This is a genomic window from Geobacter benzoatilyticus, from assembly GCF_017338855.1.
Classification (GTDB): Bacteria; Desulfobacterota; Desulfuromonadia; order Geobacterales; family Geobacteraceae; genus Geobacter; species Geobacter benzoatilyticus.
In genome coordinates this window covers 2,003,499-2,018,876 of sequence record NZ_CP071382.1, presented here as the reverse complement: position 1 = coordinate 2,018,876, position 15,378 = coordinate 2,003,499, and the positions used below count along the sequence as shown (strand labels likewise).

At 56.4% G+C, this 15,378-nt stretch carries 17 protein-coding genes and 1 pseudogene; 14 read left to right on the top strand and 4 right to left on the bottom strand.

From position 1 onward, the window contains the following. The first annotated feature begins 139 nt into the window (after nt 1–139). From JZM60_RS09565 to JZM60_RS09525, 9 genes are all read left to right on the top strand, one after another. The gene (locus JZM60_RS09565) at nt 140–1,423 is read left to right on the top strand and encodes a tyrosine-type recombinase/integrase (RefSeq protein WP_207162085.1); all 1,284 of its coding nucleotides are present in this window, start codon (nt 140–142) and stop codon (nt 1,421–1,423) included. Nucleotides 1,424–1,436: 13 nt separating this feature from the next. After that, nucleotides 1,437–1,916, top strand: a complete 480-nt coding sequence (locus tag JZM60_RS09560) for a hypothetical protein (RefSeq protein WP_207162084.1) — start codon at nt 1,437–1,439, stop codon at nt 1,914–1,916. 99 nt (nt 1,917–2,015) lie between these two features. Next, the gene (locus JZM60_RS09555; RefSeq protein WP_207162083.1) at nt 2,016–2,234 is read left to right on the top strand and encodes a helix-turn-helix domain-containing protein; all 219 of its coding nucleotides are present in this window, start codon (nt 2,016–2,018) and stop codon (nt 2,232–2,234) included. Between the two features lie 173 nt (nt 2,235–2,407). Next, nucleotides 2,408–3,223: a hypothetical protein gene (locus JZM60_RS09550; RefSeq protein WP_207162082.1), complete on the top strand. Its 816-nt coding sequence runs from the start codon at nt 2,408–2,410 to the stop codon at nt 3,221–3,223. Beyond that, nucleotides 3,220–4,980 (top strand): toprim domain-containing protein, encoded by a 1,761-nt coding sequence (locus JZM60_RS09545; RefSeq protein WP_207162080.1) that lies wholly within the window; start codon nt 3,220–3,222, stop codon nt 4,978–4,980. Before JZM60_RS09550 ends, JZM60_RS09545 begins: the two co-directional genes overlap by 4 nt. Beyond that, nucleotides 4,968–5,213: a hypothetical protein gene (locus JZM60_RS09540; RefSeq protein ID WP_207162078.1), complete on the top strand. Its 246-nt coding sequence runs from the start codon at nt 4,968–4,970 to the stop codon at nt 5,211–5,213. Before JZM60_RS09545 ends, JZM60_RS09540 begins: the two co-directional genes overlap by 13 nt. A gap of 2 nt (nt 5,214–5,215) precedes the next feature. After that, the gene (locus JZM60_RS09535; RefSeq protein WP_207162076.1) at nt 5,216–5,461 is read left to right on the top strand and encodes a hypothetical protein; all 246 of its coding nucleotides are present in this window, start codon (nt 5,216–5,218) and stop codon (nt 5,459–5,461) included. Further along, nucleotides 5,454–5,723, top strand: coding sequence for a hypothetical protein (locus JZM60_RS09530; RefSeq protein WP_207162074.1), 270 nt, complete (start codon nt 5,454–5,456; stop codon nt 5,721–5,723). Before JZM60_RS09535 ends, JZM60_RS09530 begins: the two co-directional genes overlap by 8 nt. Nucleotides 5,724–5,736: 13 nt before the next feature. Beyond that, nucleotides 5,737–5,895 (top strand): Lar family restriction alleviation protein, encoded by a 159-nt coding sequence (locus JZM60_RS09525; protein WP_207162073.1) that lies wholly within the window; start codon nt 5,737–5,739, stop codon nt 5,893–5,895. A gap of 54 nt (nt 5,896–5,949) precedes the next feature. Here the strand turns inward: JZM60_RS09525 and JZM60_RS16860 are convergent, their stop codons facing one another. Beyond that, nucleotides 5,950–6,072, bottom strand: coding sequence for a hypothetical protein (locus JZM60_RS16860; RefSeq protein ID WP_277603695.1), 123 nt, complete (start codon nt 6,070–6,072; stop codon nt 5,950–5,952). A gap of 80 nt (nt 6,073–6,152) precedes the next feature. Between JZM60_RS16860 and JZM60_RS09520 the strand changes: the two genes are divergently transcribed. Further along, on the top strand, nt 6,153–6,572 hold the full coding sequence (locus tag JZM60_RS09520; protein WP_207162071.1) for a DUF5681 domain-containing protein: 420 nt from the start codon (nt 6,153–6,155) through the stop codon (nt 6,570–6,572). 192 nt (nt 6,573–6,764) lie between these two features. Here JZM60_RS09520 and istB read toward each other — a convergent pair whose 3' ends face one another. Together istB and istA are read right to left on the bottom strand one after the other, a co-directional pair. Beyond that, nucleotides 6,765–7,526, bottom strand: a complete 762-nt coding sequence (istB, locus tag JZM60_RS09515) for an IS21-like element helper ATPase IstB (RefSeq protein ID WP_207162069.1) — start codon at nt 7,524–7,526, stop codon at nt 6,765–6,767. A gap of 16 nt (nt 7,527–7,542) precedes the next feature. After that, a pseudogene (istA, locus tag JZM60_RS09510) lies at nt 7,543–9,060 on the bottom strand (IS21 family transposase); the annotation flags it as partial. A gap of 525 nt (nt 9,061–9,585) precedes the next feature. Between istA and JZM60_RS09505 the strand changes: the two are divergent. Then, entirely contained in the window at nt 9,586–11,682 is a 2,097-nt protein-coding gene (locus JZM60_RS09505; protein ID WP_207162065.1) for a lytic transglycosylase domain-containing protein, read from the top strand. A 9-nt stretch (nt 11,683–11,691) separates the two neighbouring features. Beyond that, the gene (locus JZM60_RS09500; protein WP_207162064.1) at nt 11,692–12,921 is read left to right on the top strand and encodes a hypothetical protein; all 1,230 of its coding nucleotides are present in this window, start codon (nt 11,692–11,694) and stop codon (nt 12,919–12,921) included. A gap of 16 nt (nt 12,922–12,937) precedes the next feature. Here the strand turns inward: JZM60_RS09500 and JZM60_RS09495 are convergent, their stop codons facing one another. Beyond that, nucleotides 12,938–13,222 (bottom strand): hypothetical protein, encoded by a 285-nt coding sequence (locus tag JZM60_RS09495; RefSeq protein ID WP_207162063.1) that lies wholly within the window; start codon nt 13,220–13,222, stop codon nt 12,938–12,940. A 62-nt stretch (nt 13,223–13,284) separates the two neighbouring features. Between JZM60_RS09495 and JZM60_RS09490 the strand changes: the two genes are divergently transcribed. Both JZM60_RS09490 and JZM60_RS09485 read left to right on the top strand, forming a co-directional pair. Then, a complete protein-coding gene (locus JZM60_RS09490; protein WP_207162062.1) occupies nt 13,285–14,079 on the top strand; it encodes a phage baseplate assembly protein V in 795 nt (264 codons plus the stop codon). A gap of 17 nt (nt 14,080–14,096) precedes the next feature. Further along, complete coding sequence (locus JZM60_RS09485; protein ID WP_207162061.1) at nt 14,097–15,041, top strand: hypothetical protein; 945 nt, start codon at nt 14,097–14,099, stop codon at nt 15,039–15,041. Nucleotides 15,042–15,378 lie beyond the last annotated feature (337 nt).

Genomic DNA, 15,378 nt, shown 5'->3' with positions numbered 1-15,378 from the left:
TGACTTCGTACCTTTTACCCGCTAATCTTTAGGACAGATTAAGCGGGTTTTTTATTTTTCTTCGTACCTATATCGTACCTTTTTCACCGCAGACTAAAAAGGTACGAAAATTTGACTTGAACCCAGAAAGGACGCGGTTATGCCTAAGATCAAGTTTGATAAACGCAGTATTGACAAGCTTTCGCATCCCTCAAAAGGTCAGGAGGATTACTTCGACACCGAAACACCCGGGCTAGGGTTACGGGTGAGCACGAAGACGAAAACCTTCTTCGCCAAAACTGACGTGCGGGACACCAGCAAAGTAAGCGGCTATCGAACCGTCAAGAAGACCCTGGGCCGGTATGGGGACATTACCCTTGAAGAAGCAAAGAAGATGATGGAGGGAAGGACCGAGGTTCAGAACGGGGAGCGGGTCTTTGTTCCTGGCGCTCGAATGGAACTCAAGAAAGGGCCAACCGGCAACGGGACCACGGTCACGCTTGACGATATGCTAGACTTCTACTTCTCGGAGAAGAAGCGAGGCGACGGCAGACCTTTTAAACCGGCTACCGTCAAGGGGTATACCAGGATCATCAAGCGGCACTTTGAAAACTGGCTACCTCTTACCCTGCCGGAAGTCACCAAGCTGACGCCGGAGATGGTGATTGCTCGTCACGGGCAGATTGCCGGAGAACATGGGGCTTATGGTGCCCGTAACGCCTTCGTCATGCTCACGGCAATCATCAACTATGCCCTCATTCGTCACCCTGGGGCCATTGCCGTGAACCCTTTGAACGTGCTTCGCCTGGGCAAGCACATGAAGAAGATCGAGGCACGGACGGAAAAGCTGGACGGAAACGACTTCAAGACCTTCCTGGAGGGGTTACAGAAGTTCAACGAGATCACGCGGGACTGTTACCTTGTCTGTCTCTATCAGGGGCTACGGAGCGAGGAAGCGGCAAGTTTGAAGTGGGACCATGTAGACCTTGACAATCAAGTGCTACGCATCCCCGACACCAAGAACCGGAACCCGCTTCACGTTCCCCTCTCTCGGCAATCCTTGGCGATCCTCAAGCGGAGAAAGGAGCAGAACCCGGAAGGAAACCCGTTTGTGTTCCCTTCCCTCCCCCGACCCCAATGCCTGAACAAGACCGGCCACGTCCGGCTTATGGCGGCTGAACTCAGGGCAAAGACCGGATTGCAGATCACCGTTCACGGTTTGCGGCGCACCTTCATCACCACGGCGCGGCGGCTCAAAATCTTTGAGGACGCGGAACGCCTGACAAACCACGTTGACAATACGGTGACGGGCAAGCATTACGACGGAACCGATGTTGAAGACCTTCGGCAACCGTTGCAAAACATCTGCAACGAGATAGAGCGGCTTATGGTTGAGGGTGTAGGGGCGAAGGTGGTTCAACTGCCGACGGCACTGGGCCAATAGGGGGAGGGTATTCGTGACGGATGCAGAGATCGAATTCAAGGAGCGCGTAGAACTTGTCATGAAACTGTTGAACGGCGACAAAGTGACAGCTGCTATAAAAAAACGGATTCACCAACTAACCGGAATGTCGGCAATAGAATTGACACGGCTTAACACGGCGGACGGACGTAAGCACGCAGCTGAAAACTTGATAGGCAGGCGGATATGGGTGTCGCCACGAGTAAGGACGCAGGGCGGCAGGAAAACCGGTGGGAATATTGGCAAGAACATAGAATTTGCAAAAACCTACCAAAAAATAAAGGACTCCGGTGACAAGATCACGCAGGTAAAGGCTATCGAAGCAACTTGCGAGCAATTAGACGTCTTTATGGAAGAGGGAACCGCAAAAAACCATATACGCAAAGGCCGGAAACATGTGGACCCGGAGGAAGTAATAAATGACATAGCCGAAAGCTTGCAACGAGTATATGAAGCACAAGTAAAATTAAAATAAGTTCACGCCGTTTCTGGCTACCTGCCTAGTTTGAGCCCCCTTGATAAGGTTTGCGCAACGGATTTAATCGTTGCCAAACATCAGCAAGGGGGCTTTTCCATGTCAAACAAAATCAACATCGATGAGCACGAAGCCGCGGCACTTTATGGCCCTTCTGTGCACTGGTTCAGGAGGGCGCGCTGGGCTGGTGGCGGCCCTCCCTTCATCAAACTTTCGGGGAGGGTTCTTTACCGTGTCGAAGACCTTGATGCCTTCTTCGCCGGACGTGTTCGGCGGTCCACTGCCGACCCTGGCCCGGCAGTTAGGGGGCAGCGATGAGACCTCCCTTCCCCCTAACCTGGCTCGAACGTCGCGCCCTGCGTAGGATCGAGCAACGGCTCGCCGGAGTCGCCGAGCATGACCGAACGGCGGACAACCTTCTCCGGTGTGTCATTTCCCTCATTTTCGCGGACAGAGACGCCCGCCGGCGGGAGAGGTAAACGAGCCCCGCCATGACATTCATCCCCTCATCCATCACGGGTGGCTTCGCCAAGTCCTACCGAAAGGAACTGCACTCCGACGTCTGGATGATGCCCCCGATTTATCACCGAGTCTGGTACTGGCTCCGGCTCAATGTCCAGCATGAAGTCTACCTTTTTCCGACGCGTGAGAAGTTCGGTATCTGGGTGGTGCCTGGACAGCGGATCACCAGTCTTCAGCAGATTGCCGAGGGGGTCAAGTGGACGGAATGGGGTAAGGAAAAGGTCCCAAACAAGCGGACGATCAAGGCGGTTTTGGACTGGCTGGAGGGGCAGAAAATGGTAACGGTGGAAAGTAACGCGAAAGGAACACTTATTTCTATCGTTAATTGGCACAGTTACAACGATTCACCCCTAGAGAAAGTAACGGCCAAAAGTAACGCGCAGTATACGCGCTCTGCACACAAGGAAGAAGGAGTAGAAGGAATAGAAGTAAAAACAAAACCTCTTTCTTCCCCCGAAGCCTCCCGGCTGTCGGGTGTGTTGGCCGACCTGATTCTCCAAAACAACCCGGGCAACACAAGGCTGAACAACGGGAAGAGAGAGGCCACGGTGAAGCGGTGGGCGGTGGACATTGACAAGCTCGTGCGGATCGACGGGAAGCTCCCTGAAGAAATTGAGCGGGTCATCCGGTGGTGTCAGTCGGATTCGTTCTGGAAGTCTAACATCCTTTCCGGCGCAAAGCTCAGGGAGAAGTGGGACCAGTTGATAGTGAAGATGCAGGGGAACGGAAAAGCTGTGCATTCCATCACTGATGGAGAGCCGCGTAAGTTGAGGGTGGCGTTATGAGCAAAGACTGGACTGATTTCGGTATCACGATCCCTCAGGGGAAAACCGGCGAGGTCGCTACAACCTGCCCCCAGTGTTCGCCGCACCGGAAAAAGCAGAACGTCAAGTGCCTATCTGTCAACGTCGATAAAGGCGTCTGGCACTGCAACCACTGTGACTGGCGCGGCACCCTCAAGAGCGGGGCGGAAGAGCGAAGCAACCCCTACGCATGGACCCCGAAAACCTACCGCAAGCCGGAATATCGGCCTGAGCCTCAACCGGAAAGCGGCTCTCTTGTGGATTGGTTCGCGGCTCGTGGCATCCCCCTTGAGGTTGTCAAACGCAACCGGATCACCATCGGCAAGGTCTACATGCCGCAGCTCGAAGAGGAAGTGAACGCGATTCGCTTTCCCTACTACCGCGCCGGAGAGGTGGTCAACATCAAGAGCCGCGACCACCGGAAGAATTTCCGGATGGAGACCGGCGCCGAGCGGATCCTATACGGCCTGGATGATTGTGCTGGAGCCGACGTCCTCATCATCGTTGAGGGTGAGATAGACAAGCTATCCCTGGAAGTTGCCGGCTTTCTCAACTCTGTGAGTGTCCCGGACGGAGCACCGTCACCGAAGGCGAAAGACTACACCTCGAAGTTCTCCTTTATCGAAGGGGCCGAAGACTTCCTGTCAGGATTTCAGCGGATCATTCTCGCCGTCGACAATGACGAGCCAGGGAAGAAGCTTGAAGAGGAACTGGCGCGACGACTCGGACGAGAACGGTGCTGGATGGTCCAGTGGCCGGAGGGGTGCAAGGATGCAAATGACGTTCTCGTGAAGCGTGGCCGGGATACGTTGCGGGAGTGCATCGAGCAGGTGCGTCCCTACCCGGTTCAGGGGCTCTTCGACGTGGCTGACTTCTCGCCGCAGATCGTGAGGCTTTACGACAATGGCCACGTGTCCGGAGCCAAAACCGGCTGGCCTTGCCTTGATCGTTTCATTACCTTCGCCCCTGGCCAATGGTCCCTTGTCACGGGAATCCCAGGGAGCGGCAAGTCAGAATTCATTGATGCACTATTGGTCAATCTGGCCTTGGCCTACGGATGGACCTTTGCAGTGTTCAGCCCCGAGAATTACCCGCTGGAACTGCACGTCCAGAAGCTCGCGGAGAAGTTCGTCGGCAAGCCGTTCTTTGGCCGCTCCCGGATGGACCGGACGGAGCTCGACAAGGCTGTCCGCTGGGTGAATGAGCGGTTTACGTTCATGCTGCCAGAGGCCGACGAGTTGACCGTTGATCGCATTCTCAATCTGGCCAAGATAGCCGTAAGAAGAAAAGGCATCCGGGGAATTGTGGTTGACCCGTGGAACGAGATTGACCACAACCGTCCCGCTAACCTCAGCGAGACGGAGTACATCAGTCAATCACTTTCGAAAATACGTCGTTTCGCCAGAGAGCATGACATTCATGTCTGGGTTGTAGCTCACCCCGCCAAGCTCAGGAAGGAGAAAGACGAGGCGGGCAGGATGGTCTACCCGGTTCCAACACCCTACGACGTGTCCGGGTCGGCTCACTGGCGGAATAAGGCAGACAACGCCGTGACCGTTCATCGGGAAATCGGGTCCGATGACTCTATGGTGCAGGTTCATGTCCAGAAGGTTCGATTCAAGACATGCGGCAAACCTGGGGTGGTTGAACTGCGGTACGACTACTTTACCGGCAGATACAGCGACCCAGAAGGGCGGACTGTTCGCAGCATCGGAGGGAATGACGAATGTCCGTACTGATCAACAGCGCGAAGCTCAACCGGATCGTCCGCGTCTGTGACAGTCGGCAGGACGCACGGCAAGCCTGGCAGGATCACGCAGAAGACCGCGGAAGCATCTACCTCGCCTCCGAGGTCCGCTTGATGGGCGGAATCAGCGACGAGGCACTGGAAGCGGTCCAGATGGTCAAGGACGTATTCCTGGGGGCAAGAGTGCAGCGGTTCGACCCGGTGGAGACACAGTTAGGAGAGTGAGCATGAAAACACCGACGTTCATCGAAACAGACAATCCTTTTGAAGTGGCCTGGCTGGCGGCGCGGGGATTCAGCTACGAAATGGAGAAAATCGGACTGCGGTTCACCTTCATGTTCCCAGCATCCCCAGGATTGGAGCAGGCCCGCAAAGAATTTGAAGAGGACGAACCGTTTCAACGCTATGTCCGTTGCCGCAAGGAACTTGGCCGGAAGATGTGGAGGAAAGGGAGGAGCAAAGACCATGAGTAAAGGAGCAAAGACCATGAGCACTGAGAAACACCCCAACGAACTGCACTACCTCAAAGCCATTCGCCAAGCCTGCCCGCTCGAAACGTGGCAGGAGATCATGGCGAAGACCGTTGAGCAGGCCAAGGCCGGAGACGCGGACGCCCGGCTGTTCCTGGCCTTCTTCCTGGTAGGTCGCCCCACTCGACCATCAACACCCCTCTCGGGGATCGCCAGCGCCGAGGACGGAATCAAGTTGAATGAGATGCTCTTTGGCCAAGCCTGAAAGGAGGGGAACCATGGATACTAAGACCGAATGTCCCTTTTGTGGCGGGGAAATGATAACCCTAATCGAGGACGGCCGGCAGTTTTGCTGCATGTGTGGCGATTGCTATGCCCAAGGGCCGACCGCAAGCACCAAGGCCGGAGCGGCAGAAGCCTGGAACGAGCGAGCTTGACCAGACGGGAGCAGGCAAGTGACTGACGAGCAAATCCAAGAGAACAACGAAATCCTAGCCGCTTTCCTTGACGCGGTACTGGAAGGCGGGCCGGTTCCCCACGACATAGCGGCGGCAGCATGGGGTGTCTGGGCGTCCCGAAGTTACGAGGATACTCCGCAGCATGGACCAGACCATTGTCGACCTCGAAACCGCGCTCTATTTCGAGAGACTGCCGGGCGGCGGTTCGGCCTGATCTAATCAGGGAAAGAACAGAGATGGCACAATTCGCAAAAGGAAAATCTGGCAATCCGGGCGGCCGGCCGAAAGGACTGAAAGACAAGAGGACCGAACTCCGTTCTCTGTTTCAGCCGCATGCCACCAAGCTCATTGAACAAGTTGTGAGCTTGGCGCTTAAAGGCGACACAACCGCGCTTCGACTTTGCCTCGACCGGATATGTCCACCACTCAAGCCGCAGGCTGAACCCGTCACAACCCATGCGGCCGGTACGCTGACAGAGAGGGCCGAGCAGATATTCGTAGCGGCTACGACCGGAGAGCTTACCCCCGACGCTGCGCACGACCTCATGATGCTGATTCAGATGCAGGCCAAGGTGGAAGAGGTAGAAACGATGAAAGCAGAGATCGCCGAAATCAAAGCCATGCTTCAGGCCGCAGGCCACGGGGAGAAGAGGTGAAGTCATGCAGATCACAGCAGAACTCAAAAAGATCAAGGGGAATGCCGAGGTTGAGCGAATTAAGCGGATTGCGTATTCCGGTGAAAGCGGCCAGTCGAACTGACGTGATGGCGGCCACCGTTCCGCTGTGAATACGGCCAGCGTTCCGGTGATTCCGGCCAGTGGTGAGAGAGAGTCTCGGGGTGTGGGTTTTTACTCTGTCACAGTTTCTGTTTTCTGGTCAAGCACGGATCGTTTTCGTCTCATGGATTCACCCCTCAGTTCCAGCTTGTAGGCATTGTGCACCAGTCTGTCCAGTATGGCGTCAGCCAGAGTCGGATCCTGCATGGCATCATGCCAGGCCCTCACCGGCAGCTGGCTGGTGATAACGGTTGCCTTGCGGTCATAACGTTCCTCGACGATCTCCAGCAGTTCCCGCTGTTCCTCCCGCGTCAGGGGAGAGATGAGCATGTCGTCCAGAATCAGCACCTCGCATTTGGTTAGCGGCGCAATGATCTTGTTGTAGCGGCCATCGAGCCTGGATACCGCGATCTCCTGAAGCAGCCGCGGCACTCTCTGGTAGAGAACAGAGTGACCGTCCCGGCAGGCTTTCTGTGCCAGCGCACAGGCCAGGTAACTCTTGCCGGCGCCGGTCGGCCCGGTCACCAGGATGTTGTGATGGCTCTTCACCCACTGATTCCCGGCAAGGGACATGACCTGTGAGCGGTCAACACCTCTTCCCTGGCGGAAGTCCAGATCCTCGATCGAGGCAGACAGCCTGAGCTTGGCGTTCTTGAGTCGGTTCTGCATCCGCCGGTTTTCCAGATCGGTCATCTGGTAGTCCACGATCAGGCCGAAGCGCTCTTCAAAGGAGAGCTGTGCCATGTCCGGGCATTGCATCTGGTCCGCAAAGGCCCTAGCCATGGCTGTCAGTTTCATCGAGTTCAGCTTCTCGATGGTCGGTTGTGTCAGCATACAGTTTCCTTTCGTCGTTGTAGTAATCCGTGCCCCTGATGTTCTCGTGGGCAACCGGAAGTAGTTCCATCTGTTTGGGTAGCGCCTTCTGATCCAGGTTGTTCTCTAGGATCGACTTGATGCTTCTGTAGGTGACGCCTTTAATGGTGACTGCCCGTTCACAGGCCGCCTCCAGACGTTCTTTGGTATAGCGCTTCGCAAGCGAGATGATCCCCATGCAGGATCGGAAGCCGTGCTCGGGATATGCCTTGCGTGACAGAATGGTTTCCACCACCTGTGCCGTCGCTGTTCCGGTCTGGGCGGCCCAGGAGATGATCCGCTCCGGTGTCCACTCGGCGAACTCACGGTGGGCTTTGGGCATATGCTCCGGTGTGGTGGTGTGTTTGCCCTGGACAGATGACTTGGGATGGGAGGCAACCCGGTTTCCCTTGTAGAAGCACTCGACGATCGTCTCGGTGTAACGCACATCCACCTGTTCCTTCACCAGGCGATGCGGGACGCTGTAGAAGTGCCCTTCCAGTTCGACATGGTAATCGATGTGCACCCGGGCCTTCTTCCACTGGGCATACTCATAGGGTGTTTCCGGTAAAGGCAGCATGGCCGGAAGGTCAATCTCCTCGAACCGGCTCTGTCGGCATCCGGGCAGCTTCCTGAAGGGGCGGTTGTTCAGAAGGAGAAGGCGTTCACGAATGGCGGCATTGGCTTCGGCCAGGCTGAAGAAGGTCCGGTTGCGCAGGCCTGCCAGGATGAAACGCTGGGCAATCAGCACGCCCCCTTCGACCTTGGCCTTATCCTTGGGATGGCGTACACGGGCAGGAACGATGGCGGTGCCGTAATGATCGGCAAGTGCCGCATAGGTGGGGTTTATATCGGGTTCATAGCGGCAGGTCTTGGTGACGGCGGAGAGCAAGTTGTCGGGAACGATGCAATGCGGGACGGCGTCCATAAAACCGAACGCCCGCACATGGGATCCGGTCCAGTCTGCAAGTGACTGGGTCCAAGTGGCATCGGCATAGGTCTGGTTGCTGCCGCCCATGACACCCACGAACATCTGGGCGTCCCGGACCTCGCCGGTGGTGGCGTCCACAACCGGTACCGTCTGGCCACTGTAGTCGACAAAGAACTTCTCGCCGGCACGGTGCTCCTGGCGCATGGAGCGGTCGAGCTTCTTTCTCCATTGCCGGTACAGTTCGCAGAACTGGCTGTACTGGTAACCGGAGGGTTCGCCCTCCTTGTACTCCTGCCACAACAGCATGAGGGTGAGCTTCTTATGTTTGACAAGTTCATCGTGCAGAGCCCGCCAGTCGGGTTGGGGCAGCTTGCGGGAGGCTGGGTTGACAACGGGGGGATAGAGGCGCAGTTCAAGGGCTTCATCATCGAGATCGGCAGGCAAAGGCCAGGAAAAACCGGCGGCGACTGCCCGGTTGATGGTGTCATCCACGGTGCTCTTGCCGACACCGCAGGTCCTGGATGTATCACGCCGGCTCTGGTTACACGACCAAACAAGGCGGAGTATCTCTCGTATCTTTCGCATGGTAACTCTTTCTCTCGGCATCACGCCCTCCTCGTTATTCAATCAAGGAAGGCAGGATACCTGTTGGAGTTACCCCGCGACTACACTCTCATTTTACACTGGCCGGATTGCTCCGGAATGGTGGCCGCAATCAAATCGGAATGCCGGCCGGTTTCCCGTCGGAACGGTGGCCGCTTTCCCGCCGGAATGGTGGCCGGATTCGTCCGGAATACGCAGGATGGAGCAGAGCATTGAGAAGATATTAAATTACGATGGGCGGTGGGCCGTCTGTCATCCAATGGAAGGCCTTCTGAGATTGACGCAGCTTACTAACGCTGAGTCCGATTACCTTGGAAGGAAAATGGGATGGGATATCCCATATTACGGCGGAGTCGACTGGGACAAGGTCCCTACGAATTTCTTAGCGGTATGCGCTGCCTCCCCCGATGGTATGGATTGGCTACGGTTGCTCTATCCAGCGCCGGCGCAAGAAGCGTCTGACCGCACAGAGAGTACAGCGACGGACAGAATTGGAGGACACGACAGATGAGTACACTTGGTGTAGACGTCAAAGTCAATTACCGGCAGCTCCAAGAAGCCAGCAAAGCCGTTACGAACCTCAAGAAGGAACTGCGCGACGTTTCCGGCACTCCGCACAAAATCAACATCCACGAGCCGAAGGCGGGCATTCCTGATGCCTTGTTTCCGCAACGGGCGGCATCGGCAGCCGTGATAGAGCGGCAGAACAGGATACTCGAACAGTCACTCCGGGACACAGTAAACGAGGTCAGGCGCTCTACGTGGCGAGACCGGTACCGCATTGGCCCCCCGGCTGGGAGTGGAGGAGAAGGCGACGGTAACGGCGGGCTCATTCCTGGAAGCGTCGGTGTAGGAGGCGGAAGTTTGCTGGGCCGGTTTGGGAAAGCTGGTCTTGCACTGGGGTTTGCCGGTGGCGCCGTCTCCTTCCTGGCGAACTCACGCCGGCAGTTCCAAGAGCTGGTAGACATCGAGGCCGTTCTTGCCACCCGCGGCGCCGGGTACGACCGGGGGGGCTCCCCCTATGGATACGGACCGGCCGCAGAGGCAGAGATGGCAATGGCCCTCAACCGCTCTTCTGGCTACCTCGGCAATGGCGCTGCCCGGAGTGTCCAGCGGTTCGCCCGGGCAACCGGCACCGACGCCACCGTTGGCATCGGTTTCATGGGTGAGATGTACCGGATGACCGGAGCCGGCGCCGACAAGCAAGGGCGGATGATGGACGTGTTGGTGTCGCTGAAGGAGAATAGCAAGGACAAGCGCACCGAGGAGATACTGAAGCTCATCAACACCAACCTCGTGACCCTGTTCCGCGCCCAAGGCAACAAGGCCTTGACCGATTCCCAGATTGCCGGAGTCATGTCAACCACCATGGGTGTCTATAACAAAGGCGGCACCATGGGGAACAGCCCTGAGATGTTTAACACCATGCAGGGGGCCTTGAGGTTCGGCGGTGGTGACACCGTGGGCGACCTCTTGCGATGGAGGCTTATGGGGGGAAACGACGGACCCATGACCGCCGACAAGCTCCTTGAGATGCAACGGCGGCAGCAGATGGGCCTCCTTGACCCGGCCATGAGGGCCGAAGCGAACAAGATCATCAGCAGCGCCAGGAGCCGGGCAGAGAAGAACATCCTCGTCCAGCGGTTACTCCCCGGCAGCATCAACAATCCAGCCAACCAGCAGATCGCTGACATGTACATTGACCTGTTCGGCCCCGGTGGCAAGCTGACCGGCAAGAACGACCCCAAGCAGCAAAGCAAGGTCCTTCGTGACTACATTTCAGGGAAGCGGTTGAACCCGGCAATCCAGCTCGGAGCCGAAAAGCTCTTAGGTATCTACTCTCAAACGGCAGGGGCGAGAATAAGTCAGCGCCATGCCACCCGAGAAAACGCCAGGGCGGCCACGGGTGAGAACCTGGAGGACATCTTTGGAACTTGGGAGGACGTCACAACGAATACAGCTGCCGACGTTCTTAACAGCGGCCTATTGAAGGATGCAGCCAAGTTCCTCAACAAGAACGGCGCTGACTTCGTGGCCGGTGTCCGCGGCAATCGGATGGACCCGGTCTTCATCCAGATGGGGAAAAAGTACAACATTGACCCCAGCCTCCTGAAGGGGATTGCCGAGACGGAAAGCCAGTTCAAGTATGACGCCCGTTCGCCGAAGGGGGCACTCGGCATCATGCAGCTTATGCCAGGGACCACAAAGGACATGGGCGTCAAGGACCCGTTCAACCCGGTTCAGAGCATCGAGGGCGGTGCAAAATATCTCCGGTCGCTTCTCAATCGCTACCACGGCGACACGGACAAGGCCCTTGCGGCCTACAACTGGGGGCCGGGAAATGTTGACCGAAGTGGCGTCATGTCGCTCCCTGCCGAGACGAGAACCTACCTCAGCAAAGTCCATGCGGCTCAGATTCGGTATGGAAGCACAGAGGCGAATCTTGACCCCACCGCGCCTTCAGGCGGCCCCGGCATTTCGGATACCAGCTTTCTCGGCTGGGCCGGTCTTTTCAAGCGTGCTGTCGATTGTCTTGAACAGCTTGTCACCAACACCACCCCCGGAATGCCGCAGCCAACACCGCTCTCCGGATCCGTGAAATAGAGGTCTCACATGCGCACCTACTCCCCCAGGCACAGAGTCACCATCAAGGATATGCAGACCGGCCGAGTCAAACACGACCTGACAGGGGACCTGATTACCATCGCGACCAGCAAGACCAATGGTCGCGCCTTCGGAACGTGGCAGATCACGGCCACCTACCGGCACCCGCTCAACACCATCATCGCCCCCAACGACGTGGCACTGATCGAGCTGGATGCCGGCGACGGCTCCGGAATGCAGGCGGTCATGCTGGGGCTTGTGGATCGCGTAGCCCGGTTTCAAACCGTATCCGGCGACCAACCGACCCGTGTTTGGAAGGTGAGCGGAAGCGATATGGGAAAGCTCCTGGCAAACATTGATCTTGGGTGGGACATTTCCGGCCTTGCCGCCCGGCAGCAGTTCAACCAGATCGCCGATGCTTCAGTGAACAGAATCATGCTGCAAAGCGGGACACCGGGGCAACTGGTTCAACAGCTCTTTGACGTCTTCAGAAACCAGACGAAAGGCGCGTACTACCTTCAGCACATAGACGCCGACTGGCTGAATACGGACGACTCATGGATCCTCTTCGACCCTTACCTTGCCGTAACCCGTAACACGCCTGCATGGAGCGCCATGAAGCGGGTAGCAAACGAACCATGGAACCGATTATTCACAGAGACTGATTCAAAGGGAAAGTTTCACCTTGGCCTTGAACGGCAACCCATCAAGGACAACGGCAAGCTCAACCCGCGGACTTTCCACACCGTCGATTACAGACACATCGTTGCTGAAGACCTCGGGGTGTCCGATGACAGCCGAGTGAACCTCTTGGCCCATTGGCCGGCCAACTACCAGACCGTTGCCAACAACCAGCTTGACGTCATTCTCACCCACCCGGGACTCACCAAGTACGACGAACCGTCTGCAATCGCCGCCGGTGTCCAGCCGCATGTTATCGACACACCCTTCGTTCCCAAAAACTTCTATCTCAACGACGACCCCGTTGGGCAGGGTACGGATGAGGCCATAGAGCGGGCAGAAATCTATTGGAATTGGTACCGCAATAACCACACCTACGAATCAGGAACCATTACCACCCACGGGTGGCCGGAAGTGCGAAGCGGCAACGGGTTAATCAATGAGGCCACCAATACTGAATTTATGATTGAGCAGGTTCAGCACTCATATTCCGTATGGCCGCAGCCGGCATTCACCACCACCCTTCACTTGACCCGGGGGCAGCAGCACGGACAGTAGAAAACCCAGTCTGTTTCTACCTGATACCGGCGAGGAATATTGTCCCGAAAGCGGTGACCAATCCATAGATGCAGTAGAGGATGATAACGGCCGGCAGTGACGCGAGTGAAGCCTTGACCATGAACTTGACCATAGACCAAAACGGCACATTGAAATCAACGACATGCACGTACTGTCCGTTACGTCTCGCAAGAATATCAGCTTGTTTTTCCTCAGACTTGCGACGATATGTCTCTTCTTCGTTGTTTCGCCGCTGCCGCTCTTCTTCTGCCGCGTCATGGATTTTGTCAAGAACCCCCATCGCACACCTCCAAGAAAGGATTTGCCATGCTAAATGAAAATGGCTCAAGAAATCAAGAAAGCATGTACCGCAACCCGGCCGTCCAGGAGGTCCGGGAGTGCTTCTATACCTTGCGCGGCGTAATTCAACCCAATGGCGTGCTGTTCAAGGACGCTCCCCTGAACAAGACCGGGCAAACATTGGTGAATATCTCCCTCCTGGGCGGATACCCGGATATCTACCGTGTCCCTCTGGCATGCTCAAAGGCGAACCCAGATAACGGCGAGGAGTGGACCCCGGAACCCGGCGACCAAGTGTTGGTGCAATTCATCAACGGCAACTTTCATGCACCGGTGGTAACTGGCTTCCTCTATCAGCCGGGCAACAACCTCCAAGCCAATGCAGACGAAGCCCCCCGCTCCCACCGCAGGCGGAACGGTGTGGATGAGGTAATCACCAAGACGGGGAGCCGAGTAGTCCACATTGCCGAGCACGATAATCTGACAGTGGTGGGCGACGGCACCGTGACGATCCACGGCAGCGCCTCAGTGCATGTCTACGGTACCGCCGACATCACCGTGGACGGGGATACCACAATCACGACTCCAAACGCTATCGTCCATGCCGCTACAAAGGTACAACTCGACACGCCTCTGACGGAATGCACCGGCAACCTCAATGTAAACGGCGGCATTACCTGCCTAGGGACTTACGGAAGCACCGGCGGGAAGATCCAGACCCCCGGCGACATCGAGAGCACCGGCGGCGAAGTGAAGGACCAGGTAAGGGCCATGAGTGCCGACCGGAGCATATACAACTCGCATACTCATCCAGGCGACTCCGGCGGCACAACCGGCACGCCGACGCAGCAGCAGTGACGAAAGGAGAATGAACTATGGAAGTATCTGACATCAGACGAAAGGTCATTTCCGCAATTTCGCGGCATGCAGGCGCCATGAGTCGGGAGCAGATCGACCAGGCACTTGGAACATGGGACCGCGCCGTAAAGCACGACCTCATGAAGAGCGGAGACCTGACCATCGACACCACAGCAGCCGATAAGCGACGGGAAGAGCGGGAGGCTAAAGAGAGAAGAATCGGGAGGGGGCCAGCAGACAACATGAGCTTCATGGACCGTCTCAAGTCCAAGCACCGGCTGCCAAGAGGAGACAAGGGTAAGGACGATAGACCGCTGTCTCCTACCTTTTGGAAAGTTAAGCACCCTGACGGCAGTATTTGGGATTACAAGCTATCACCTTCCGGGGCGCTGTCATCTCGGGAGGAGGGGCAATACAAGATTCCAGTTTACACATTGGAAGAGTGGCAGAAGCTACACCAGAACATCCTCAAGAAGTCAAAAAAGGAAATGCTTATTCGAGGCCGGGCACTCATAGCAATCGGCTTCTCACCGAAAGAAGCGGCGAAAATGGCCGCTACGAGTTATCGAAAGGAGACTACGCTGATGAAGACGAAAAGCAAACCCGGGCCACGGCAACCATGGGGACAGTCAAGAAGCTTGTGGGGCAACCAGCCTGCCGAGACTTCAGCACCGGTGCAGCAGACGCAACCGACCCCGCAATCAGCACCCACCCGGCAACCATGGGGTACTCTCCCCCGGACCTTCGCTGGCAGGATACCGACAGCCGGACTAACGGGACACCAGGCCGCAGCTCTCCGGTGTGGCGTTGATATCGATAAGGTGTCTGCCTCTACTCTTGCCAGTATGGACCATAGCCAGATGCAGACCCTTGCTGCAGAACAGGTAGCGGTATCTGTCTCAGGCCTTGCGGAAAAGGCCAGCTTGGCTTACGTGCGGGACCCTCGCCAGCGTAGATGGTAAGAAGGTTCACCAAATGCAATGGCCGGGCTTCCTCCCCCGGCATCCCTTTCCCCCTGGTTCCTCCTTCCAGGGGGTTTTTTGTCATTTCTTTGTCAGGAAATTTCACCAACGGCATAAGCTCAGATTATTGCAGATGATTTCATGTTGGGGTGGTGGGCTCAGTACCCGCGTCTTTTTGATATGCGCAACATACTGATTCTATTAATTTTTTACATATAAAAATTATTTCAACCTGCATATTTGTCTAACTTGTCGGATTGATTCACATTAATTCATATATGTTGCGCATATCAAATGTAACTATGTGATTTTATTGTATTTTTTACATTGACAGGTT